Consider the following 23085-nt stretch of genomic DNA (forward strand, 5'->3'; position numbering starts at 1 on the left):
CCGTTATAGATTCTTTCTTTTTTTGGCTTTCTTTGTCAGAGCAACATCACAATTTTCAATCTTGCTAATCAATAGATTGGCAAGAGCAAAGTCATCGATGTTCGATTTCATATTCACCTCATAGTTCAAGGTCAATTGTTCTCCAGCTTGGGCCGTTGTTGCAGAAATCAAGTCAATTTCTGAACAACTTTGCTCCAACAACTGAGCGATTTGTTCTGCAACAGCATCTTGTTTTGAGACTGTAATGGTCAAATGACGGCGCCGTTGATGATCTGCCTTACTCTGTTTGTTCTCCAATACAAGCCAAACCCCTAGTAAAGAGAGGGTTGATAAAATGGCCAATAAAAGATAGCCCGATCCTGCTGCTAGTCCTATAATCATGGCTAGAAAAATTGCAATCAACTCTCTCGAACCACTCGTAGCCGACCGGAAACGAATCAAACTAAAGGTCCCTGCCACTGCAATCGAGGTTCCCAAACTTCCATTGACCAAAAAGATCACTAAGGTCATCATACAAGGAAGCAAGGTCAAACTAATGACAAACTCTCGAGTGTAAAGTGTCCGGTATTTATAGGTCCAAGATAGGGCCATCCCTAAAAAGAGGCTGACTAAAAGGGCCAACAGTAAGCGCAAGGGATCCACCGTTGCTGTGGCATTATTAAAAATAGAATCAAATAGATTAGACATAGGCAGCACCTTCCGTTTCTTCCACTGGTCTTGGGGCATAATCCAATCCTTGTGATTTATGATAAGCGCAACTATATTTTGAAAATTTCTGCTTGACCAGACTATACTTCTCTAAAATATCCTTTAGCCATTTAGGCTCTTGCCCAGGAGCCTTAATTTCCATGATCACGAAGTCATCCTCTAACAAAGGTTCTCCTTTCTTCCCATGAAAAAGACTAACAGCTTGATCACGAAAGACTAAGTTTTGATCGATTGTCACGCGAATTTTCTGATAAGGATAACCCTGAATGGATTTCTTTTCTTTGAGAGACAAGCGATCGTAGTAAATGAACATCCGTGGTTCCAATCGATGACCATAGCGTTTACGCAATCTCTGAATCTCTTGCACTAAGTCTGGATCTTGTATCTGATGATCTACTTTTCCATCTGTCATCAAGTTGATAATGGCTTGTGAAGTAGCGACTAGACGGAATTTATGGCCAATTCCTTCTTCATCTTTTGACTTCACCTCTAGAAATACCGGACTGTCTGCTTGAGGTGTTTCTATATAAGTCCGCATCCGAATTTTTTCACGGCGGTGTTGTTTGGCAAGAGCATCTTGAATGACCTCAAAATTTTCCGTATCAAAATAAATGTTTGAAATAGTTGAAGTTGGATAATCATCTTCTACAACATATTCTTTTAAGTCTTTGATCAAGTCCTTTACATCATCTTTTGCGACGATATATTTTGTTTCGATTCGCTTGAAACTTGTTTCAATTGTTTTTTTCATGTTTCTTCTCCTTTAAGGGGGGATATTGCTTCTAATCTTCAGTAAGTATGGATACGACTTACGTGTTTTCCAGTTTAATGGGACTTTCTTAACTGGTCATTAATCCAAACTTAAAGAAAACTAAAGTTAAGATTCTTTTCAGAAAAACTTTAGGAATCTTTCAGCTAGCAACTTTAGACTAGGAGCATATCAATTGAACGAGAGGAAAAGCTCATGAAATCAAACAAATGGAAATTTTTATTAACGGGGGCCGCAACCCTCACCCTACTAACAGCGTGTAGCCAAGCATCATCTCAATCAGCTACAACAAGCGCAACAACAACTGCTTCTAGTGTCTCAAAGAAAACGACTAAAACCAAGCAATCTGACTATTTTACCGAAAAAGATTCAGATACCTCATATGATGAAAGTACAGCCTCTACTGTGAAACTGTCTGGATCTTCTGTAACTGTTTCAGGTGACGGTGTCACCGTTTCTGGATCAACCGTGACCATCTCTAAGGCCGGAACCTATGTCATCTCTGGTAAATCCGATGGGGTTCAAATCAAAGTCGAAACAGGTAACTCAGATGATGTTCATATCGTCTTAAAAGGAGTTACCATGACCAACACCAACGCACCAATCTCTGCTACGAAAGCAGGACATGTCTACTTGACTCTAGCAGATGACACGACCAATACCCTATCTGACTCAAGTTCAAACAGTGATGAAGATGCCGATGCGGTCATCTTCTCTAAAGGGGATCTCACCATCAATGGTTCGGGTACGCTCAATATTGATGCCAAGAAGAACAACGGGATCAAAGCTAATGACACTCTCCACATCACGGGTGGAACCTATAAAATCACAGCTGTAGGAGATGCCTTCAACGTCAATGACGAACTCAATATCACTGGCACAACCATGACCATCGATGCAGATGAAGATGCAGTCAAGGTGGACAATGATGACGATACTTCGGTCGGAACTATGTACCTTTCAGATAACAAAATGACCATCACAGCAGGAGACGATGGCATCCATGCTTCTGGTGATCTGATCATCGATAGCGGAACCTATAAGGTAACCGAGTCTGTCGAAGGTCTCGAAGGAAAATCGATCACCATTAACGGTGGAGATATCACCATCTATGCAACCGATGACGGGGTCAATGCGGCTAATGCCAATGCCAACCAAGATGAAATTTTCTTCACCATGAATGGTGGAACCCTCAACGTTGAAGTCGGCCAAGGGGATACCGATCCAATCGACTCAAACGGTAATATCACTGTTACCGGAGGAACCATTAAATTAACAGGTCAATCTGGATTCGACTTTGATGGTACTGCTACCTACACCGGTGGAGACATCTATATCAACGGTGAAAAACAAACGGAAATTGTCAACTCCATGCCTGGAGGCGGTGGCGCTCCCGGAGGTGGCGGACATCAAGGCGGTGGACCTGGAGGCGGACATCAATAATCAATCACAAAAGTGGGAATCCTCTTCCTGCTTTTTTTGTTGCCTTTTTTATGATAGAATAGGAAATCAGTTAAGCTATCGAAAGGAATACCATGAACAAACGAACCCTTCCCCTTCTCTTAACACTGACAGGGTGCCTCATTACCTTGTCTGCCTGCATTCCTGATTTCAAGGCTCATCTCAAAAATGAACCGACTTCTTCTACGACAAAAAAGAAAAATTCAAAAAGAAGTAGCACGACCAGTTCTAAAAGCATCCCTAGCTCGGTATCACCAAGTACAGAGCCTTCCTCTAAATCCCTCACAACTGATGGGCTCCCTAAAAATGCCCAAGAAGCCCCCAAAGATAAGATTTATGCAACTGGCAATTTAAAAGTAGTCTACTCTAAAAATAAGGACGAAATTATCGTACAAACACCGGATTATGAAGGGTATACAACGACTCTTGTACGAACAATACTTGGAGAGCCTGAGGAACAACGAACCGACCCTAGCTATATGGCCAAATCTTTTGTAAATACAGAATTAGAAAATATTAAAAAACTTAAGCAAGAGAGCAAACTCACAAAGGAACAGGCCCAAGCCTTTTTGACGGGGGCAGCTGATCTCAAACAGGCTTCTCAAATGGGAGCCAACTACACCATCTACACCTATCAAAACAAGTCTATCCAACTCGTTTTTGAAAAGGACAAACTCCTCTACATCACACCAAATCCTGACGTCGTTTTCTTTAAGTAATTAAAAAAGTGGAAGCAAGTAAATGGCCTGTATCATTCACTTGCTTCCACTCTTTTTGTTCCACGTGAAACAAAAAGAGCCCCCAACTACAGATGAGTTAGGAGCACTTAAGGATTAGTCCTCTTCATATTTTTTAGGATTATAGAACCACATTCCGAGACCTACAAAAAGAGCGATGGTCATCAGAAGGAAAGCAACTTGATTCCCAATTTCTCCTGTCATGGAGATCGTTTGACGAAGGCCAGAAACGGTATAGCTCATTGGCAAGAAAGGATTGATCGCTTGGAAAAATCCATTTGTCAAGGCCAAAGGATAGGTTCCTGCACTCGAAGCCAATTGCAAGAGCAAGAGAATCAAGGAAAGGAAAGCACCGACTTTACTTTGCCATGTGGTTAAGGCTGTCACGATAGACATAAATGAAAGACTACCAATCACACAAAGGAATAGTGTAGCACCTTCATGGTTTGCGGAAAGACCAATCATGTGAACTGCTCCATAGACCAGCAGTCCAGCGATTATAGCAATCGTTCCATTAATCTCAAACCGTGATTTAAACCAAGCCCAGCGACTTTCAGGGTGTCGACCTGATGGCAATTTTGCAAAAATCATGTTGGTTGACAAGGCACAAACAAAGAGAGCTACCGAGATCATATACGGAGCCATCCCGACCCCATTTACAGGGACATTGTCATGGTCTGTTTTCGATGTCGTGATAGGATTTGCCAAGGTGTTAGCATTTTCTTTTTCAGTTGTGGCAGCGCTCAATTGTCCTTTGGCTCCCTGTAAACCTTGACTCAAGTTTTGACTTCCTGTTGCTAATTCACCCAAACCGTTTGTCAAAGTTTGGCCACCAGCAGCCAATTTACTAGACCCATCCGAAATCTGATTTGCACCGTCTGCCAATTTGCCAGCACCAGTAACCAATTGACCGGATTTGTCTGTCAACTGATTGACACCTGTGACAAGTTTGTTGACCCCACCGGCCAATTCAGGGGTCTTACTATTTAATTGCCCAACACCATCTGCTAATTTGCCAGCTCCAGCAACCAATTCACCAGACTTGTCTGTTAATTGGGTTGCACCTGACACCAGCTGGTTCATACCAGATGTCAAAGCAGGCATCTTCTTATTTAGCTCACCCAAGCCAGAAGCTAATTTGTTACTTCCTGCAAGGAGTTCAGAGGATTTACCATCTAATTGTCCAACTCCTGTTGCCAACTGATTGACACCTGACGTCAAGGTATTACTATGGGTCTGAAGTTGGCTTGCCCCACTTGCAATTTTATCGACACCAGCTGTATAAGCGCCAATTCCTTGATTGATCGTTTGACTAGCTGGGAGCAATTGTCCTGTAACGGCTGATTGAATTCGTGTCAAGCCATTTGACAAGTCTGTCAAGGCAGTGGAAGCTGTCGGTAACACCTGATTTGCTGCTGTTTTCAACTGTGTCAAGCTGTTTCCTGTGTTTAAACTACCTTGTATGGTTTGAACAGTTGTCAAGATCCCTTGAGCAGCTGTCTCAGTCGAGCTTGGACTAGATGAAATCGCCGCGCTGATTTCTGCTTGTTGATCAGCGGTCATTGCTTGGTAGGCTGCTGTTCCTTGAACACTTGCAAGCGTGTTGGCACGATCTGCTTGTGCTGAAGCAATTATGGATTGAGCCGTATTTGCAATATTCGTCAAGCCAGATGATAGCTGACTAGTGTCTACTGAAGCATTTTGAATTGCTGCATTTAATTGGTTCAAACCTGCTGTCAATTGATCGAGCTGAGCAGATTGACTTGTCGAGGTTTGTAGTTGACTGGACAAGGTTTGAATACCCGATTCTAATTGAGAGACACCGTTTCGAAGACTTGCAGATTGACTACTCAATTGGCCTGCCCCTTCAGACAAGGAAGCAACCCCATTCGTATAGGTCACTAAACCATTTGAAAAGTTTGATAGTCCTGAGTTCAATTGACGAACGCCATTGGTATAATTCCCAAGACCATCATTAAGCGTTCCCATACCGGTTGTTAATTGACCGACTCCCGAAGCCAGCTGAGGTGTTTGACTGGCCATTTGGTTAACGCCACTTCCCAATTGAGCTACCCCTGTAGCATAAGCCATTAAACCTGTATTAAAACTTCCAAACCCATTGTTTAATTGCTGAACACCAGATACCAACGTTGGCATTTGACCAGCCATTTGATTGAGACCATTTCCCAATTGCCCCACACCATCTGTATAGGCTACTAGACCTGTACGAAGACTTGTTGCACCATCTGAAAATGTTAAACTGGAACTAGCTAAGGTATTCAAATTAGTGGTCAATGTTTTCCCACCGTTTTCCAACTTTGTTGCACCATCTGCTAATTTAGCACTACCATCTGCCGCAGTCCCCATACCGGTTTTCAGTGAACCCATTTTGGAAAACAAGGCAGTTGTATAGGTATTGGTTACTTTTTCAGCTACTGACTGCTTTATTTTTGTCATTGCAGTTTCGCTCATTTTTCCTGCAATAAAGCTATGCCCACTGGACGTTTGGTAATCAATTGTCATCTGTTCTGGATGATTGGTTAGAATGGAGCTAGCTTTCTTTGAAAGATCCTCAGGTAGGGTTACAATCATATAATAATCCCCATTTTTCAGACCTTTTTTCGCATTCTTTTCATCTACAAAGTGAAAATCAAGTGCATCATTATCCTTTAAATTGGACACCATGTCTTTCCCAATTTCCATCTTTTGTCCATTATATGTAGCGGTTTGATCTTTATTGACGACCGCTACAGGTAGATCTGACACTTGACCATACGGATCCCACATAGACGAGAGAAAGATGATATTATAAAGAGCTGGAATCATCGCAACCCCAATCATGACAATAATAAATGTCGGCTTTTTAAGAATCGCCTTCCATTCTTTCATCATATTTTTTGTCTCCTTTTTATACACATTGTCTAAATTTCTGATATAATAGATTATACAGTTTCTAGAAATTTTCACAAGTAGAAACTCTCGTTTTTAGACACTGTGTTTAATTTTGTACAAAAAGGAATAACAGATGACTGAAAGTAATAAACGCTTAAAAACCAAACGTATCATTGAAGAAGCCATGGTACGCCTACTCGAAAAAGAGTCATTCGACCAAATCACAACCGTTGAATTGGCAAAAGAATCCGGTATCAGTCGTTCGAGTTTTTATACCCACTATCGAGACAAATACGACATGATTGAACGCTACCAACAAGCGCTCTTTCACAAACTCGAATACATCTTTGATAAGCACCAAGAAGACAAACACCAAGCCATTACGGAAGTATTCGAATTTCTAACCAAGGAGCCTCTCTTTGCTGTCTTGCTGACAGAAAATGGCAGTAAGGAAATTCAGGCCTTCCTACGCCATAAATTGCAGATCTTACTTGTTGATAGCCTCCAAGAACGATACAGTCACAAATCATTAACAGATATTGAAAGAATCTACAGCTCTGTCTTTTTGACCAATGCCTTCTTTGGCGTCTGTCAAATGTGGGTCTCTCGTGGAAAAAAAGAAAGCCCTCAACAAATGGCAGACTTTTTAATGAAAATGTTACAGTAACATTGAGAGGGGGACAGAAATCGGTCATTCGTTAGAATTCGATTTCGTCGTCCCACCTCCGCACAGTTGAATAGGGCTGTAAAAGCTGATGAAATCAGCCTAGTAAAGCCCACTCAACCACTGCGTCTTGCTCAACAATCCAAAAACAATTAAGAGGCTAGGACTTTTGTCCCAGGCTTTTTTATTAGAATATTACGGTATGAAGAAAATAAAAGTCCGTATCATTTTATGAAACAGCTTTAGGTAGCTTATAACTGAACAAACCCAGAAATCAACGTTTTAAGACAAAACAAAAAGCCCACTGTTGTAGGCTTTTCGTAAGATATATCTTAAAATTAAAGCATTTTGTTGTAGAATTCAACGACAAGTGCTTCGTTGATTTCTGGGTTGATTTCATCACGTTCTGGAAGACGAGTCAATGAACCTTCAAGTTTGTCAGCATCGAATGATACGAATGCTGGGCGTCCAACTGTAGCTTCAACAGCTTCAAGGATAGCTGGAACTTTAGCTGATTTTTCGCGAACTGAGATCACTTGACCTGGAGTTACACGGTATGAAGGGATATCAACGCGTTTTCCGTCAACAAGGATGTGACCATGGTTAACGAATTGACGTGCTTGACGGCGAGTAGTCGCTAAACCAAGACGGTAAACAACGTTATCCAAACGACGTTCCAAAAGAAGCATGAAGTTGAAACCAAGAGTTCCTTCTTTGATCTTAGTAGCTTGTACGAACAAGTTACGGAATTGTTTTTCACCAAGTCCGTAAGAGAAACGAAGTTTTTGTTTTTCAGCTAATTGCAAACCGTATTCTGACAATTTTGTACGGTTGTTTGGTCCATGTTGACCTGGTACGTAGTTACGACGTGCCAATTCTTTACCTGTACCTGTAAGTGACAAGCCAAGACGGCGAGATTGTTTCCAAGATGGTCCTGTATAACGTGACATAAAATATGTCCTCCTAAAAAATAATTTTTGTAGGAAATAACGTTTTAGACAAACCTGATTCGTTCAGAAAGCCTTCGCCCAAACAGCAAAGGTTACTTTTCTAGCTGACTTTCTGTTGACGAGCTTCATTTTGTCCTGCTGTCATTTCACACAATCTCTATTCTACCACGGAATAGCCACTTTGTAAAGCACTTCAAAAGGATTTCAATGAAAATCAGCCAATAATTCCAAAATTTTCTTTTTATACTGCATTTTCTGCCAATCTTTATCCGTTTCACCATCCCAGTCCAAAGGGATATTGGCGACAATTTCTCCGGGACAATTGTTTAAAATATAGATCCGATCGCTCAAGGTCAGAGCTTCTTCAATGCTGTGGGTAATCACAAGTGTTGTGAGCCCCAGACGCTCCTTACTTTCTAGGTACCATTCATAGAGATCCTGCCTTGTTAACTCATCTAAGGCACTAAACGCTTCATCCAGCAGGAAAACAGAATGCCCTAAAAGATAGGTTCTCAAAAGAGCGATTCGTTGGCGCATACCGCCACTAAGAGCATTTGGATAGTGGTCAGCAACACTTGACAACTTAAACTCTTCCAACAACTTCATCGCAGTTTGTGTTGCCTCTTCCTTAGGAATCTTTTTTAATTGAAGGGGAAGAATAATATTTCCCAATACCGTCTTGTGTTCCAACAAAAGATCCTTTTGCAGCATATAACTGACTTTCCCAAAGGAGATAGGGGCATTATCTACTTCTATAGACCCCTTTTGCAAGGGAAGAATCCCAGCAATTAAATTAAATAGGGTTGATTTCCCTACCCCACTCGGACCTAGAATAGAGACGATTTCTCCTTTTCGCACTTCTAGTGATACATTATTTAAAACTGCTTTATCTCCAAAAGAGAAACTTACATCTTTTACTGTTAAAATATCAGTCACCTACCAATTCGTTTGTGAAACCTTTGTCTCTTAAATCATTTGAGACCAAGCCTTGTTCTTTAGCCCAAGCATAGAAAGCATTCCATCTCTTGGCATCAAATTGTCCCCACTTATCCTTATCAGAAGCATATTGACTTGAAAGGTATTTTTGAGAAGCAAAGACAAAGTCGCGTTGGTTGGCCAAAGCAGGAGCCTGTTTGATCAGGATATCTGCTGCTTCTTCAGGATGTTCCATCGCATATTGGTATCCCTTCTTGACAGCTTGAATAAACTTCTTGGCTTCTGCTTTATGCTCTTTCAAATAATCATTATTGGCAATAATAACCGGCGAATAATAGTCGAACTCTGGAACAAAATCTTTCATATAGAAGAAATTGGTCTTCAATCCTTTTTGTTCTGCCAAAATTCCATCCCAACCATGATAAATCCAAGCAGCGTCAAAGGCATTGTTTTCGATTGGAGTGATCGAATTGGAGTCACTATTTGGTACTAACTTGACTTGATCAAACGAAGCTCCTTCCTTTTTCATCAAGGATTTGATCATTCCCAATTCAATAGGATCATTCCAAGTCCCATAACGCTTTCCAGCTAAATCTTTTGGACTATTAATAGCTGCATCTTTTCGTGAAATAATTCCTGATGTATTATGCTCAACGATAGCCGCAACAGCTGTAATCCCAGCTCCTTTATCTAACTTCTTAGCCATAGAATCTTGGAAATAAATACCAAACGGCGCTTTCCCATTAATAATGAGATCTGAACTACTGTCTTCAGGTGGAAGTTTTAAGTCAACATCCAAGCCCGCTTCTTTAAAGTAACCTTTTTCTTTTGCAACATAAAGCCCTGTATGGTTGGTATTGGGAGTCCAGTCAAGGATAAAATCAATCTTTTTCAACCCACTTGACGAATCTTTGACAGATTTTTGACAAGCAGATAAAACAAATACACTAAATAAAAGTGTGAATACAATACTTATATACTTTTTCATAGAGAACACCTCGTTTACATTATTGTCAATCTATTTTTACAACATTTACATCTTTGTCAATTCTATTTCCATTTTAGAATTCTCCTTTCTAGTCGATCAACAAGGAACATACCCAATAAGCTAATCGCAGAAATTAACACTATAATCGCAAACATTGTATCGTACTGAAACAACTTCTTCGATTGAATCATATAGACTCCTAATCCATCAAAGCCCCCTAGCCATTCTGACACAACTGTACTGATAAAAGCATAGGAAACACTCACCCGTAAACCTGCAAAAAAGTATGGGAGTGTTGCGGGAATCTTGTAGTGAAATAAGGTTTGGAATCGATTGGCTTGCATAATCTGAAATAGGCGCAAAATATCTTGATCACAATGTCGAAATCCGTCTAGGAGACTCACAACAATGGGAAACACCACTGTAATAATGATCAAGACGAGTTTTGGAAATACACCGTAACCGAACCAAAGAACCAGAATCGGAGCTAGAGCAATCGTTGGTATGGTCTGAATGACCACCATAAAAGGATAGAGCAGATCATTCAACCATCCAAAACTATCCATCAGAATTGCCAAGATAGCAGCCAGCACAATCCCCAATACAAGCCCGATTAAGGCAACTTGAAGGGTAGACAGGCTATGATGAAGCAGTAGAGCACGGTCTCGAACAAAAGCTGCCACAATTTCAAGAGGGGTTGGCAATACGAATTTTGGCAAGATCGTTAAAAAACCTGCGACTTGCCAAAAAACAATTAAGCCAACAAAGCCAGATACCCCAATCAACTGCTTTGAATATCTTTTTGCAAAGGACATATAACCCTCCTTTCTTTTCAAATAAAAAACGCCTCCAAACTAGGAGACGGATTGCACAAAGTCACACATAAAGAAACATACTTTCTGTATTCCCTACGCTGGCATTACCCAGATCAGGTGCGGTCGAAGCTTACACTTCCTCTCAGACTGTACACAGACTCCCATATATATTTATTATAATAACTGATTTTAATCTAAATTGCAAGAACTCTGTTGCATTAATCCAAATAACGAATCAAATTCTTTTCTGTTAAAATATCTGAATAGGTGTATGACTCAACATAAGTATTTGCCGGTTCACCTGGTAGGCTATTATCATTTGTATACTCAATGATAAACAAGGACGGATAGACCTCAATCAAGCGTCCAAATTTATTTTTTTGACGTTTCCGTCCATTTTCAAGCGTCATTTCGACAACTTGCCCTTCATGAGCCTTGATTTCTTCTTTGATTTTTTTCATTTTAGCAACATCTGTAAATGCATCACTCATCTTATTGCTCCTCTCTCTTTGAAATGCTTGAGAATTTATTGTATTCCTTTTGGAAAATTAATTCTACTGTCCCACGCGCACCTGAACGGTTCTTCTCGATAATAACCTCTACCGTGTTGTTGGGCATCCCTTCTTCTTTCTCGTCTCCAGAACGATCATAATAATCGTCACGATACAAGAAGGCTACAATATCTGCATCCTGCTCGATTGATCCTGATTCACGAATGTCTGAAAGAACAGGTCGCTTGTCTTGACGTTGCTCCACACCACGAGAAAGCTGGCTCAATGCAATAACAGGAACCTTCAATTCCTTAGCCAAAATCTTTAATTGACGAGAAATCTCGGAAACTTCTTGTTGACGATTTTCTCTTCCAGTCCCTGTAATCAGCTGAAGATAGTCAATGAGAATAAGCCCCAAGTTTCCAGTTTCTTGCGCTAACTTTCTAGATCTGGATCGAATTTCAGTAATCCGAATCCCTGGAGTATCATCAATGTAAATACTTGCATTGGCCAAGTTCCCCTGGGCGATCGCATATTTTCGCCATTCTTCATCTGTCAACTGACCTGTCCGAATCGAATGGGACTCAATCAAACCTTCTGCCGCTAACATCCGGTCAACCAAACTTTCAGCACCCATTTCGAGTGAAAATATAGCGACTGTTTTGTCCAATTTAGTTCCGATATTCTGAGCAATATTCAAGGCGAAGGCCGTTTTCCCGACTGCTGGCCGAGCCGCCACAATGATTAATTCCTCTTCATGGAGACCCGTTGTCATATGATCCAAATCACGATAACCTGTCGCAATCCCAGTGATATCAGTCGTTTGAAGAGAACGTGCTTCCAAGCTTCCAAAGTTGGTGTTCAAGACATCTCGAATATTTCTAAACCCACTGCGATTGGCATTTTCGCTGACATCCAGCAAGGATTTTTCAGCACCTGCAATGATCTCATCTGAAGGATTTGCCCCATCATACGCTTGATTGATACTCTCTGTCAAGCGGGAGATTAAACGACGCAGGACGGCTTTTTCAGCTACAATTTTTGCATAATACTCTGCATTAGCCGACGTTGGTACCGAATTAATCACTTCTACCAAATAAGAGAGCCCACCTATATTTTGCAGATCTCCTTGGCTATCTAAAATATTTCGGACAGTCGTTGCATCAATCGCATCTCCACGGTCAGCCAGGTCAATCATGGCTTTAAAAATCAAACGGTGCGAATACTTAAAGAAATCCCTAGGCTCGATATATTCACGAACAAAGATCAATTTTCCCTCATCAATAAAGATAGCACCCAACACAGATTGTTCAGCCTGAATATCCTGAGGTTGTGTTCTTAATTCCTCTATCTCAGCCATAAAAACCCTTTCTAACGATCGTGTTTACCCTTCGTTAACACGAATATTTATGATAGCTGTAATATCTTGGTAGATTTTTACAGGAACATCAATTAAACCAGTTGATCGGATTGGAGAAGCAACTTGGATATGACGTTTATCAATTTTAATGCCAAATTGTTTCTCAAGCTCTTCTGCAATCTTTTTATTGGTAATGGATCCAAATGTTCGACCATCTGGTCCAATCTTTTCCGTAAACTGAACAACAGTTGCTTCGTTCTCTAATTTTGCCTTAATACTTTGCGCCTCTGCTACTAATTCAGCATGCGCTTTTTCTTCGGACTTTTGCTTTCCACGAAGTTCCCCAATTGCTTGGGCGTTGGCTTCTTTTGCTAGGTTCTTCTTGATCAAAAAATTTTGAGCATACCCCGTAGGCACTTCTTTGATTTCACCTTTTTTACCTTTACCTTTGACATCCGCTAAAAAAATTACTTTCATTCTACATTCTCCTTTTCAATCGTAACCTCATTTTCAATGATTTCAATCAGCCGCTGATGGACACAAGCCAAGTCTTGTCCTTCAATTTGAGAAGCGGCAGAGTTGAAATGCCCTCCTCCGCCTAGTTGTTCCATAATTCGTTGGACATTGATCTTGCTCCGACTTCGAGCTGAAATGGAGATCGTTCCATTTTGATTATGAGCAATCACAAATGAGGCTTCTATCTCTGACATAGCTAGCATGCTATCTGCCGCCTTACTAATCGTTACCGAATCATAGGGCTTGGTAGAGTGGGCGCAGGCCACAATGATATGTGGAAAGACCTTCTCACCAGTCAGAATCAGCTCATTGACCTCACGGTATTCATCAAACTGAATCGCAGAGATTTCTTGAATGGCTACACTATCACTACCTCTTGAGCGAAGATAACTAGCGACATCAAAGGTCCGACTTGTTACACGAGCAGAGAAGTTCTTTGTATCTAGCATAATTCCAGCCATCAAGACACTAGCTTGAATCTTGGTTAACCGATTTTTCTTAGATTTCTGGAACTGAATAAGCTCACTCACCAATTCACTTGCACTACTTGCACCACTCTCAATATAGGTGATCAAGACATTTTCTGGGAAATCATCATCTCGACGATGATGGTCAATCACAATAATCTGTTGAAACTCTTTATAAAAATCCTTTGATAAGGTCAACGCCGTTTTCGAATGATCCACCATAATCAGTAAAGACCGATCCGTTACCATACGCATGGCATCTTCTACGGTAAGAAGCTTCGTGACCTGCTCATCTTCTAATTTCGTAATGGCCCTTGAAATATCACTAGCCATAGCACTTGGATCATAGACCACATAAGAAGGCTTCAAAATATTACTTGAGAAAAATTGCATCCCCACAGATGCACCCAAGGCATCCATATCGAGATTTTTATGTCCAACTATAAAGACTTGATCAACTGATTTGATCTTATCCGAAATAGCTGTCATCATGGCGCGTGTCCGAGTTCGGGTCCGTTTCACAGCTGAAGCAGTTCCACCCCCAAAGAAAATTGGGTTTTTTTGTTCATCATTTTCCTTGACAACAGCCTGGTCCCCACCTCGAACTTCAGCCAAGTTCAAATTTAGAAGGGCGATTTTCCCTATTTGATCATGTCCACCATCTCCATAAGAGAATCCCATACTCAAAGTAATGGGGAGTTCTCTTTTCTGAGCATCTTCACGAAACTGATCAATAACAGAGAATTTAGACTCCATCAATTGCTCTAAAACCGTGTAATCTGTAAACAAATAGAAACGATCCATTCCTACACGTCTATAAAACATATGATATTGAGCTGTAAACTCCTCAACGAAATTAGCGATAAAAGTATTAATATGGCTAATATCAGAGTCTGAAATAACATCTTCCAAATCATCGTAATTATCAACAGAGATAATACCGATTACAGGACGCGTTGTCACCAGACCCACAGTCGCCTCGTATTCACTGGAAACATCAAAAAAATAAACAACACTTGCTGTTTGGTCAAAATAAACAGAATATTTTTTATCCGCAACAGTAACATAATGGCCTTTATCCTCAAACAAGCTATTGAGGAGTTTTTTTAATAAATCAACGTCAAAATCGCCATCATCTGTTGAAAAAATCAATTCAGCATAAGGATTAAACCACTCCACTTCATTTGATTCAGCATTCATCTTGATGACTCCAACTGGCATTTTGTCAAGGAGAGAAGCTAGCCCACTTTCTGCCTGATGGTTCACGTATTGTATTTGTTCTAATTCATCCAACTCTGAAATCTGTAACTGGTATTCAAAGAGAGCAATTAAGCCGGTGATAACCAGAAAAATAGCGGCTAGAGTAACATACCCTTTACCGAAAATTCTTAAAAAGATTGCTAAAATTGCAAACGAGATACAGCCAATTAAGACATAATGGATGAAGGATAAGCGAATTTTTTTCATCATAAACCTCTTCTCGAAATTATACCACAAATAGCCCTAAAATGCGAGGTTTCTCTCTATTTCTAGCAAGATAAACCAGCAAAAATAATGATGTACTCCTTCACACAGCTGTATACTTCGTTGACAACAATGTCAATAAAATAACAAACACGATCATTAAAAGCGGAACAGAGCAACTGTTCCTCTACAATTGTTCCGTCCCGCTCCCACTTACTGATTTTCCTTGTTTTTAGAAATACTTCGATTTTTACCTTCTAGATACACCATAAGAATGGAGATATCTGCTGGATTGACACCTGAGATCCGACTTGCCTGACCAATTGTTTCTGGATTGATGAGCTTAAACTTCTGGCGCGCTTCAGTCGCAATCGAGTCAATATCATCCCAATCGATGTTGGCTGGAATGCGTTTTTCTTCCATGCGTTTCATCTTAACAACCTGATCCATGGCTTTTGAAATGTAGCCTTCGTACTTGATTTCTGTTTCAATCAGTTCGATAATCTTGTCATCCAAATCTTCTGCAGCAGGCCCGATGAAAGCCACCACATCTTGGTAAGTCACTTCTGGGCGACGAAGGAACTCCTTAGCTGTCACTGCATCTGTCAATGGCTTGAAGCCCATTGCAGCAACTTTTTCATTTGTTTTCTTTACAGGTTTTAGCTTAATGCTGTCCAAGCGCTTCATTTCATTTTCAAATTGATTTTTCTTGATTTCAAAGCGCGTCCAGCGTTCATCGTCCACAAGGCCAATCTCACGTCCCATCTCTGTCAAGCGCATATCCGCATTATCATGACGGAGGATGAGGCGGTATTCGGCACGACTAGTCAAGAGACGGTAAGGTTCAATTGTCCCCTTGGTTACCAAGTCATCAATCATGACCCCGATATAGCCGTCACTTCGCTTCAAAATCAACTCAGGTTTCCCTTGAATTTTCAAAGCCGCATTGATTCCAGCAATAATTCCCTGACCAGCAGCTTCCTCGTAACCTGACGTACCGTTTGTCTGACCAGCTGTGAAAAGTCCTGAGATTTTCTTGGTTTCAAGTGTTGCGCGTAACTGATGAGGCAAGACCATGTCGTACTCGATAGCATAACCAGTACGCATCATCTCAGCATTTTCCAAGCCTTTGATGGAATGCACCAAGTCACGTTGTACATCCTCAGGAAGACTCGTTGACAAGCCTTGAACGTAAACTTCTTCAGTATCTCGACCTTCCGGCTCAAGGAAGAGTTGGTGACGTTCTTTGTCCGCAAAACGCACAATCTTGTCTTCAATAGATGGGCAATAGCGAGGACCTACTCCCTTTACAACCCCTGTAAACATCGGCGCACGGTAAAGATTATTTTGAATAATTTCATGGCTATGACCATTCGTATAGGTCAACCAACACGGCACTTGATCTTTTAGATAATCTTCATCACGTGATGTGTAGGAGAAGTGATTTGGTGTCTCATCTCCTGGTTGAATTTCCGTTTCGTCATAGTTGATAGAAGAAGCCTTGACACGAGGGGGTGTCCCCGTTTTGAAACGCCCAATTTCTAAGCCTAATTCTTTCAGATTATCAGCTAAATTAACAGATGCTAGACTGTGATTTGGACCTGACGAATACTTGAGGTCTCCGATAATGATTTCCCCACGAAGAGCAGTCCCTGTAGTTACGATAACGGCCTTTGCACCGTATTCTTGATGAGTCGCTGTTCGAGCACCGACAACCTTGCCATCTTCTACCAAAATCTCGTCAATCATGGTTTGACGGAGAGTGAGATTTTCTTGATTTTCAACCGTTTTGCGCATTTCCTTAGAGTAAAGCTCCTTGTCAGCTTGCGCACGAAGAGCACGAACAGCAGGACCTTTACCAGTATTAAGCATTTTCATTTGAATATAGGTCTTGTCTATGTTTTTAGCCATTTCGCCGCCAAGTGCGTCTACTTCACGGACAACAATCCCCTTAGCAGAACCACCAATTGATGGATTACAAGGCATAAAGGCCAGCATCTCGATATTAATGGTCGCAAGTAATACCTTACAGCCCATACGACTAGCAGCAAGTGAAGCCTCAACTCCCGCATGTCCAGCACCAATGACAATGATGTCGTATTCTTCAATAAAATGATAAGTCATGTTTCTCTCCTATTTTTCAAGATGAATGTGTTGTAATTGCCCGTCCCATTCTGGTAAAGCTGTTTTTAAAAAGTCTGGTTTCAGGGGAACTGTATGCAATTGATTCAAAGCTAGCCACCGACAAGGTAATTGCTTTGCATCTTCCTGCATAGTCAATGGAGCTCTTTCTAACAAATCAACCAAATAATGAAACTCAATATTATGATAGTGGATCCCAGCTTGTTCAAAGCGATTTTCAACAATGAAAGCTAACTGTCCGACCTGAGCTTTAACACCCAGCTCTTCTTTCACTTCACGAATTACAGCCTCTTCCGTTCTTTCGCCGACTTGAATAGCCCCACCAATCGTGTAAAAGCCATCCGCGTCTTCTACCACTAACAACTTATCCTCTTCTACAATCAGAGCAGTGGCCCTAACTCCAAAAACCGTATTCTCTAATTTGGTACGAAAATCTTGTTGAATCATCTTTTCCCTTTCCCTGAAAACGACACAAAAACAGTCAAAACTCGCAAGAAGTGCAGGACAAAAAAGCCTGCAACATCCATGAGCTTTGACCATCATTTCTATTGCTTATTTCATTGTAGCAAATTGAGAAAATTTGTCAATTAAATATACTGACAAACTTTACCATCCCGGTAGGCATTGTCAATCAAGCCACCACCGAGACACTCTTCACCATCGTAAAAGACAACTGCCTGACCTGGTGTAATGGCCCGTTGAGGTTCTGCAAAAATCACCTCTGCCTTGTCACCCTTGACATGAACCGTCACTTTGGAATCTGGCTGGCGATAACGGAACTTGGCTGTACATTCTAGTGTAAACTCTTCTGGCATCTCTCGTGTAAAGTGAACTTGACTAGCTTGTAAACTTGTTGACATAAGGGCCTCATGATAGAAGCCTTGACCGACATACAGAATATTTTGACTCAGATCTTTACCAACTACAAACCACGGGGCATTGTCTCCACCTTGTTGGCCACCAATTCCAAGTCCACCCCGTTGACCGATTGTGTAATACATCAAACCGGCATGTTCGCCCATATCTCGTCCATCGACGGTCATCATTCGACCTGGTTGGGCAGGAAGGTAGTTACCTAGAAATTCTTTGAAATTCTTTTCTCCAATAAAGCAGATTCCAGTGGAATCTTTCTTTTTAGCCGTTGCTAGTCCAGCCTCTTCGGCCAACCGGCGAACCTCAGGCTTTTCTAAATGTCCCAACGGGAACATGGTTTTTTGAAGTTGCTCTTGTGACAGCTGGCTTAAGAAATAAGTTTGATCCTTTCCATTGTCAACGCCTCGTAACATATGGACAATGCCATCCGCATCACGCGCCACACGCGCATAGTGCCCTGTTGCTACATAATCTGCACCGATGGTCATGGCATAATTTAAAAAGGCCTTAAATTTGATTTCCTTATTACACATGACATCCGGATTTGGTGTCCGTCCTGCACGGTATTCTGCAAGGAAGTATTCAAAGACACGATCCCAATATTCTTTCTCAAAGTTGACAGAATAGTAAGGAATGCCAATTTGGTCTGCAACCGCTGCTACATCTTTGTAATCTTCTGTAGCTGTACAAACACCATTTTCGTCTGTGTCGTCCCAATTTTTCATGAAAATGCCAATCACATCGTAGCCTTGTTGCTTTAACAGCAAAGCCGTTACAGATGAGTCGACACCGCCACTCATTCCAACAACAACACGTGTTTTCGAGTTATCACTCATAGATTTCTCCCATCTTTTCGTTTCTCACGATTGAAGGTCGTGGTTTGCTTCAACGATTGAAGGTCGTTTTGAGCATTATCAATTGTAACACGCTTTATAGTAGAAAACAAGCATCTTGCCATTCTTCTTGTTGGCTATAGTATGTATCTTTACAAGTATGTAAATTTAAAAAGAGTCCTATTCAAGAACTCTTTTTAAACGAATTTAATACCAGCCATTTGCTAACCAGAAATTTTTAGCTGCTGACCATGATCCATAACGGTTGACAACATATTGATTGGCCACTTTTTCTTGGTTTGCAGGTGATAAATCACCATTCAAATAAGTGAGAGTTAATTGGTAACGACCATAATATTGGCCATTTTGTGCTGTATAACTACCACTTGATTCTTTTTGGGCAATCCATTCCTTGGCCGCTGCATCTTCTGCACTCAAGCCATCTGAAGCAGACACACTAGTTGTTGCTTGTGTAGTGTCAGTTTTACTAGTGGTAGCTTGCTCTGAAGTTTTATTCGTTGCATTCACATCTTCAATCTCTAGAACCTGACCAACCGTGATGAGATTCACATTGCTAATCTTATTTTTCTTAGCAATTGCATCAACCGTTGTATTTTTTTCTTTTGCAATAGCTGATAAAGTATCACCTGATTTTACAGTATAAGAATCAGCATTAGCGACAATTGGAAAGAAAAATCCTGCAAGTAAACTTAGTCCAATCACATGTTTCATCATTTGTTTTTTATTCATTATTATCTACTCCTTTATTGGTATACATCTATACTACACAAGAAATATTTCATATTTATTGAAATTATGTATCAAATATTTCAATTAGATGTTAGAAATGCTAAAGTTCTAGGATAATATAAATGCTTTAAGGCTCTTTTAAGATTTCTACCAGTTTTCAGAAAAAATAAAAGCAATCAGAAGGTATATTTGATATAATGAAGTAAATTGATTGTAAAGGAGCAGAGGTATGAACTCTTTAAAATTCCAATCTGTTTTTGATATTATCGGCCCTGTCATGATTGGTCCATCCAGCAGTCACACTGCAGGTGCTGTAAGAATTGGTAAAATCGTTTCTTCTATTTTCGGAGAGGAACCAAAAGAAGTCGAATTTCAATTATTTAATTCCTTTGCAAAAACCTATCGTGGCCATGGAACAGATTTAGCCTTAGTAGCGGGCATTTTAGGAATGGACACAGATGATCCTAGAATCCCAGATAGTCTAAAAATTGCACATGAACGAGGCATTCGCATTGTTTGGTCTATTCAAAAAGAAAGCAATGCTCCTCACCCCAACACAACGACTATTACTGTTAAAAATGATCATAAAACGATTTCTGTCACTGGAATCTCCATTGGTGGTGGAAATATACAGGTTACTGAGTTAAATGGCTTTGCCATCTCGCTAAATATGAATACTCCAACCATTATCATTGTGCACCAAGACGTCCCTGGGATGATCGCTCATGTGACAGAAGCCCTTTCTCGCTATGATATTAACATTGCACAAATGAACGTGACGCGGGAAAAAGCTGGAGAAAAAGCGATTATGATTATTGAGGTTGACTCAAGAAGTTGCGAGGAAGCTCTTAAAGATATTCGTAAAATTCCTCACCTTCATAATGTCAACTTTTTCAAATAAGGAGTCAGTATGTTTTATTCAATTGTAGACCTCGTAGAGCAAGCAAACTCGCAATATGCAGGAAACGTTGCTGAATTAATGATTGCAACCGAATACGAATTAACCGGTCGAGAACGTGAGGAAGTCTTACGATTAATGACACGAAATCTCGAAGTAATGATTGATTCTGTTCGATTGGGTTTAGATGAAAACCATTCACGTAGTGGATTAACCGGAGGAGATGCTGCAAAATTAGATCGCTATATCAAATCAGGAAAAACGTTATCTGACTTGACCGTCCTTACCGCGGCTAAGAATGCTATTGCTGTCAACGAACACAATGCTAAAATGGGACTGGTCTGTGCAACACCCACTGCAGGATCTGCTGGCTGCCTTCCCGCAGTTCTCACTGCAGCAACCCAAAAATTAGGTCTAAACCATCAACAACAATTAGAATTCCTATTAGCTGCAGGAGCATTTGGTTTAGTTATCGCCAATAATGCTTCTATTTCAGGTGCAGAAGGTGGTTGTCAAGCAGAAGTTGGTTCTGCTTCAGCTATGAGTGCGGCTGCATTGACACTAGCTGCTGGGGGAACTCCATATCAGGCTAGTCAAGCTATCTGTTTCGTGATCAAAAATATGCTCGGACTCATTTGCGATCCTGTAGCAGGACTGGTTGAAGTTCCATGTGTCAAACGAAATGCAATGGGAGCCAGTTATGCCTTTATTGCTGCTGATATGGCCTTGGCAGGTATCGAATCAAAAATTCCTGTCGATGAAGTGATTGATGCCATGTACCAAGTTGGATCTAGTCTGCCAACAGCCTTTAGAGAAACTGCAGAAGGTGGTTTAGCTGCAACACCAACCGGACGTAAATTGCAAAAAGAAATATTTGGAGAATAAGATGCAAGCATTATTATTTGACTTAGATGGAACATTAGTCGACAGTTCAAAAGGCATAGCAAACAGTTTTCAACACACGTTTGACGTATTAAAAGTTCCAGAACCCGATGCCAAAACCATTCGAAGTTTTATGGGGCCACCTTTGATTTCTAGTTTTGAAGCTACTCTTCCTGAAGATTTGGTAGATCAAGCAGTCACTATCTATCGCCAGTATTATCATGAAAAAGGGCAGTATGAATCAACCCTATTTTCTCATATTACTGAAGCTTTGACAGCTTTGAAAAATGAAGGTTTACAGCTTTACGTCACAACTTCAAAATATGAACCAGTAGCTTTACAAATGTGTCAAGATTTAGAAATTGCAACCTACTTTCATGGGATTTATGGTTCAAGCCCCGACCGTGTTCACAAGGCTGATGTTATCCAATATGCCTTGTCAAGCAATGGCATTTCAAGAGATCGAGCACTAATCATTGGAGATACAAAATTTGACCTCATTGGAGGTCAAACAGTTGGCATTAAAACAATGGCAGTTACCTGGGGGTTTGGAGATCTAGATGATCTGCTTCTTTATTCACCAGATTATATTTGCCACACCCCTCTTGAAATTCTTTCAACATTAAAAAAATGAGAGTGGGACAGAAATCGGTAATTCTTTAGAATTCGATTTCGTCGTCCCATCTCCGCACAGTTGAGTAGGGCTGTAAAAGCTGATGAAATCAGCGCAGTAGAGTCTACTCAACCACTGCGTCTTGCTCAACAACAATCCAAAAACAAGAAGAGGCTGGAACTTTCGTCCCAGCCTTATTTTTTTAATAACCCCAAGCTGACAAGCCTTGTGAGCTATATGCGTTATAAGCTGCCTGAATTTGATCATCAACTGTTGCAGTTGATCCCCAACCTGGCATTGTTTGGAACAAACCACTTGCTCCAGAAGCGTTTGCTGCATTCACTTGACCATTTGATTCACGTGCAATGATAGCTTCCCAAGTAGAAGCGGGAACACCTGTCATTTCAGCCATACGCGCAGCAGCGTATGATCCTTGAGCTCCAGCAGTATTTCCGTTTGAAAGGACGATGCCTCCATTTGATGCCTGAGCAGAAGTGACGCTTGCATTTGCTGCATAAGTTGCTTGATTTTGAGTAGGCTGAGCTGCTTTGTTTTCTGCAGGTTTTGCTTGTTCTTGCGGGGCAACTTTATCAACCATTGATTTAGAACGCTCACCCAATTCAATAACTTGTCCTGCATAGATCAAATCTTCATTGGTAAGGTTGTTAGAAGCAATAATATTTTCAACTGATGTATTATTTTCTAATGCAATTTTTGATAGTGTATCTCCAGACTTAACTTGATAAGTTTCAGCATTCACCGTAGCAATACCAGAAATAAAAAGTGAAGCTGCTGAAAGTAACGAAGTAACTGTCCATTGACGTTTTTTACTAATCATGAATTATATTCTCCTTTCGAATATAATTCTATGATACA

At 40.7% G+C, this 23085-nt stretch carries 22 protein-coding genes and 1 riboswitch; of the genes, 6 read left to right on the forward strand and 16 right to left on the reverse strand.

Features of this window, described 5'->3' with window-relative positions:
* Nucleotides 1-3 precede the first annotated feature (3 nt).
* Together HA044_RS01130 and HA044_RS01135 are read right to left on the reverse strand one after the other, a co-directional pair.
* On the reverse strand, nucleotides 4-687 hold the full coding sequence (locus tag HA044_RS01130; protein ID WP_187538473.1) for a DUF4956 domain-containing protein: 684 nt from the start codon (nucleotides 685-687) through the stop codon (nucleotides 4-6).
* A complete protein-coding gene (locus tag HA044_RS01135; protein ID WP_187538475.1) occupies nucleotides 680-1459 on the reverse strand; it encodes a polyphosphate polymerase domain-containing protein in 780 nt (259 codons plus the stop codon). The genes HA044_RS01130 and HA044_RS01135 overlap by 8 nt, the downstream gene beginning before the upstream one ends.
* A 213-nt stretch (nucleotides 1460-1672) precedes the next feature.
* Here HA044_RS01135 and HA044_RS01140 point away from each other — a divergent pair, with 213 nt between their 5' ends.
* Both HA044_RS01140 and HA044_RS01145 read left to right on the forward strand, forming a co-directional pair.
* Nucleotides 1673-2920 (forward strand): carbohydrate-binding domain-containing protein, encoded by a 1248-nt coding sequence (locus tag HA044_RS01140; RefSeq protein ID WP_187538477.1) that lies wholly within the window; start codon nucleotides 1673-1675, stop codon nucleotides 2918-2920.
* A 92-nt stretch (nucleotides 2921-3012) separates the two neighbouring features.
* Nucleotides 3013-3657: a DUF4947 domain-containing protein gene (locus HA044_RS01145; RefSeq protein ID WP_187538479.1), complete on the forward strand. Its 645-nt coding sequence runs from the start codon at nucleotides 3013-3015 to the stop codon at nucleotides 3655-3657.
* 114 nt (nucleotides 3658-3771) lie between these two features.
* Here HA044_RS01145 and HA044_RS01150 read toward each other — a convergent pair whose 3' ends face one another.
* Complete coding sequence (locus HA044_RS01150; protein ID WP_187538481.1) at nucleotides 3772-6567, reverse strand: YhgE/Pip domain-containing protein; 2796 nt, start codon at nucleotides 6565-6567, stop codon at nucleotides 3772-3774.
* Between the two features lie 133 nt (nucleotides 6568-6700).
* On the opposite strand from HA044_RS01150, the gene HA044_RS01155 reads away from it, so the two are divergent.
* Nucleotides 6701-7234, forward strand: a complete 534-nt coding sequence (locus tag HA044_RS01155; protein WP_187538483.1) for a TetR/AcrR family transcriptional regulator — start codon at nucleotides 6701-6703, stop codon at nucleotides 7232-7234.
* Nucleotides 7235-7569: 335 nt separating this feature from the next.
* On the opposite strand, the gene rpsD is transcribed toward HA044_RS01155, so the two are convergent.
* The 12 genes from rpsD to HA044_RS01215 all read right to left on the reverse strand — a co-directional run bounded on the left by rpsD (nucleotide 7570) and on the right by HA044_RS01215 (nucleotide 19816).
* Entirely contained in the window at nucleotides 7570-8181 is a 612-nt protein-coding gene (gene rpsD / locus HA044_RS01160) for a 30S ribosomal protein S4 (protein WP_187538485.1), read from the reverse strand.
* A 204-nt stretch (nucleotides 8182-8385) separates the two neighbouring features.
* Nucleotides 8386-9117, reverse strand: coding sequence for an ABC transporter ATP-binding protein (locus tag HA044_RS01165; RefSeq protein ID WP_187538487.1), 732 nt, complete (start codon nucleotides 9115-9117; stop codon nucleotides 8386-8388).
* Nucleotides 9110-10105 (reverse strand): ABC transporter substrate-binding protein, encoded by a 996-nt coding sequence (locus tag HA044_RS01170; protein ID WP_187538489.1) that lies wholly within the window; start codon nucleotides 10103-10105, stop codon nucleotides 9110-9112. The genes HA044_RS01165 and HA044_RS01170 overlap by 8 nt, the downstream gene beginning before the upstream one ends.
* A 62-nt stretch (nucleotides 10106-10167) precedes the next feature.
* The gene (locus tag HA044_RS01175) at nucleotides 10168-10920 is read right to left on the reverse strand and encodes an ABC transporter permease (protein WP_187538491.1); all 753 of its coding nucleotides are present in this window, start codon (nucleotides 10918-10920) and stop codon (nucleotides 10168-10170) included.
* 73 nt (nucleotides 10921-10993) lie between these two features.
* Nucleotides 10994-11095, reverse strand: a riboswitch (TPP riboswitch).
* A gap of 43 nt (nucleotides 11096-11138) precedes the next feature.
* On the reverse strand, nucleotides 11139-11411 hold the full coding sequence (locus HA044_RS01180; protein ID WP_003009183.1) for a Veg family protein: 273 nt from the start codon (nucleotides 11409-11411) through the stop codon (nucleotides 11139-11141).
* A gap of 1 nt (nucleotide 11412) precedes the next feature.
* Complete coding sequence (gene dnaB / locus HA044_RS01185) at nucleotides 11413-12771, reverse strand: replicative DNA helicase (protein WP_187538493.1); 1359 nt, start codon at nucleotides 12769-12771, stop codon at nucleotides 11413-11415.
* 24 nt (nucleotides 12772-12795) lie between these two features.
* Nucleotides 12796-13248 (reverse strand): 50S ribosomal protein L9, encoded by a 453-nt coding sequence (gene rplI / locus HA044_RS01190; protein ID WP_187538495.1) that lies wholly within the window; start codon nucleotides 13246-13248, stop codon nucleotides 12796-12798.
* Nucleotides 13245-15224, reverse strand: a complete 1980-nt coding sequence (locus HA044_RS01195; RefSeq protein WP_187538497.1) for a DHH family phosphoesterase — start codon at nucleotides 15222-15224, stop codon at nucleotides 13245-13247. Before HA044_RS01195 ends, rplI begins: the two co-directional genes overlap by 4 nt.
* Nucleotides 15225-15431: 207 nt before the next feature.
* Nucleotides 15432-17342 carry a tRNA uridine-5-carboxymethylaminomethyl(34) synthesis enzyme MnmG gene (gene mnmG, locus HA044_RS01200; RefSeq protein WP_187538499.1) on the reverse strand — a complete coding sequence of 637 codons (1911 nt, stop codon included), beginning with the start codon at nucleotides 17340-17342 and terminating at the stop codon, nucleotides 15432-15434.
* Between the two features lie 9 nt (nucleotides 17343-17351).
* Nucleotides 17352-17807 (reverse strand): NUDIX hydrolase, encoded by a 456-nt coding sequence (locus tag HA044_RS01205; protein WP_187538501.1) that lies wholly within the window; start codon nucleotides 17805-17807, stop codon nucleotides 17352-17354.
* 140 nt (nucleotides 17808-17947) lie between these two features.
* Nucleotides 17948-19069 (reverse strand): tRNA 2-thiouridine(34) synthase MnmA, encoded by a 1122-nt coding sequence (gene mnmA, locus HA044_RS01210; RefSeq protein ID WP_187538503.1) that lies wholly within the window; start codon nucleotides 19067-19069, stop codon nucleotides 17948-17950.
* Nucleotides 19070-19273: 204 nt separating this feature from the next.
* Complete coding sequence (locus tag HA044_RS01215) at nucleotides 19274-19816, reverse strand: LysM peptidoglycan-binding domain-containing protein (protein ID WP_187538505.1); 543 nt, start codon at nucleotides 19814-19816, stop codon at nucleotides 19274-19276.
* Nucleotides 19817-20045: 229 nt separating this feature from the next.
* Between HA044_RS01215 and sdaAB the strand changes: the two genes are divergently transcribed.
* From sdaAB to HA044_RS01230, 3 genes are read left to right on the forward strand one after another with little or no spacing between them, the layout of a single operon-like run.
* Nucleotides 20046-20717, forward strand: coding sequence for an L-serine ammonia-lyase, iron-sulfur-dependent subunit beta (gene sdaAB, locus HA044_RS01220; protein ID WP_187538507.1), 672 nt, complete (start codon nucleotides 20046-20048; stop codon nucleotides 20715-20717).
* Between the two features lie 9 nt (nucleotides 20718-20726).
* A complete protein-coding gene (gene sdaAA / locus HA044_RS01225; RefSeq protein WP_187538509.1) occupies nucleotides 20727-21599 on the forward strand; it encodes an L-serine ammonia-lyase, iron-sulfur-dependent, subunit alpha in 873 nt (290 codons plus the stop codon).
* 1 nt (nucleotide 21600) lies between these two features.
* Complete coding sequence (locus HA044_RS01230; protein WP_187538511.1) at nucleotides 21601-22230, forward strand: HAD hydrolase-like protein; 630 nt, start codon at nucleotides 21601-21603, stop codon at nucleotides 22228-22230.
* A gap of 181 nt (nucleotides 22231-22411) precedes the next feature.
* Here the strand turns inward: HA044_RS01230 and HA044_RS01235 are convergent, their stop codons facing one another.
* Nucleotides 22412-23047 carry a LysM peptidoglycan-binding domain-containing protein gene (locus HA044_RS01235; protein WP_187538513.1) on the reverse strand — a complete coding sequence of 212 codons (636 nt, stop codon included), beginning with the start codon at nucleotides 23045-23047 and terminating at the stop codon, nucleotides 22412-22414.
* Nucleotides 23048-23085 lie beyond the last annotated feature (38 nt).

It is taken from the genome of Streptococcus sp. IMAU 99161 (assembly GCF_014435245.1).
In the GTDB taxonomy this organism is placed as follows: domain Bacteria; phylum Bacillota; class Bacilli; order Lactobacillales; family Streptococcaceae; genus Streptococcus; species Streptococcus lactarius.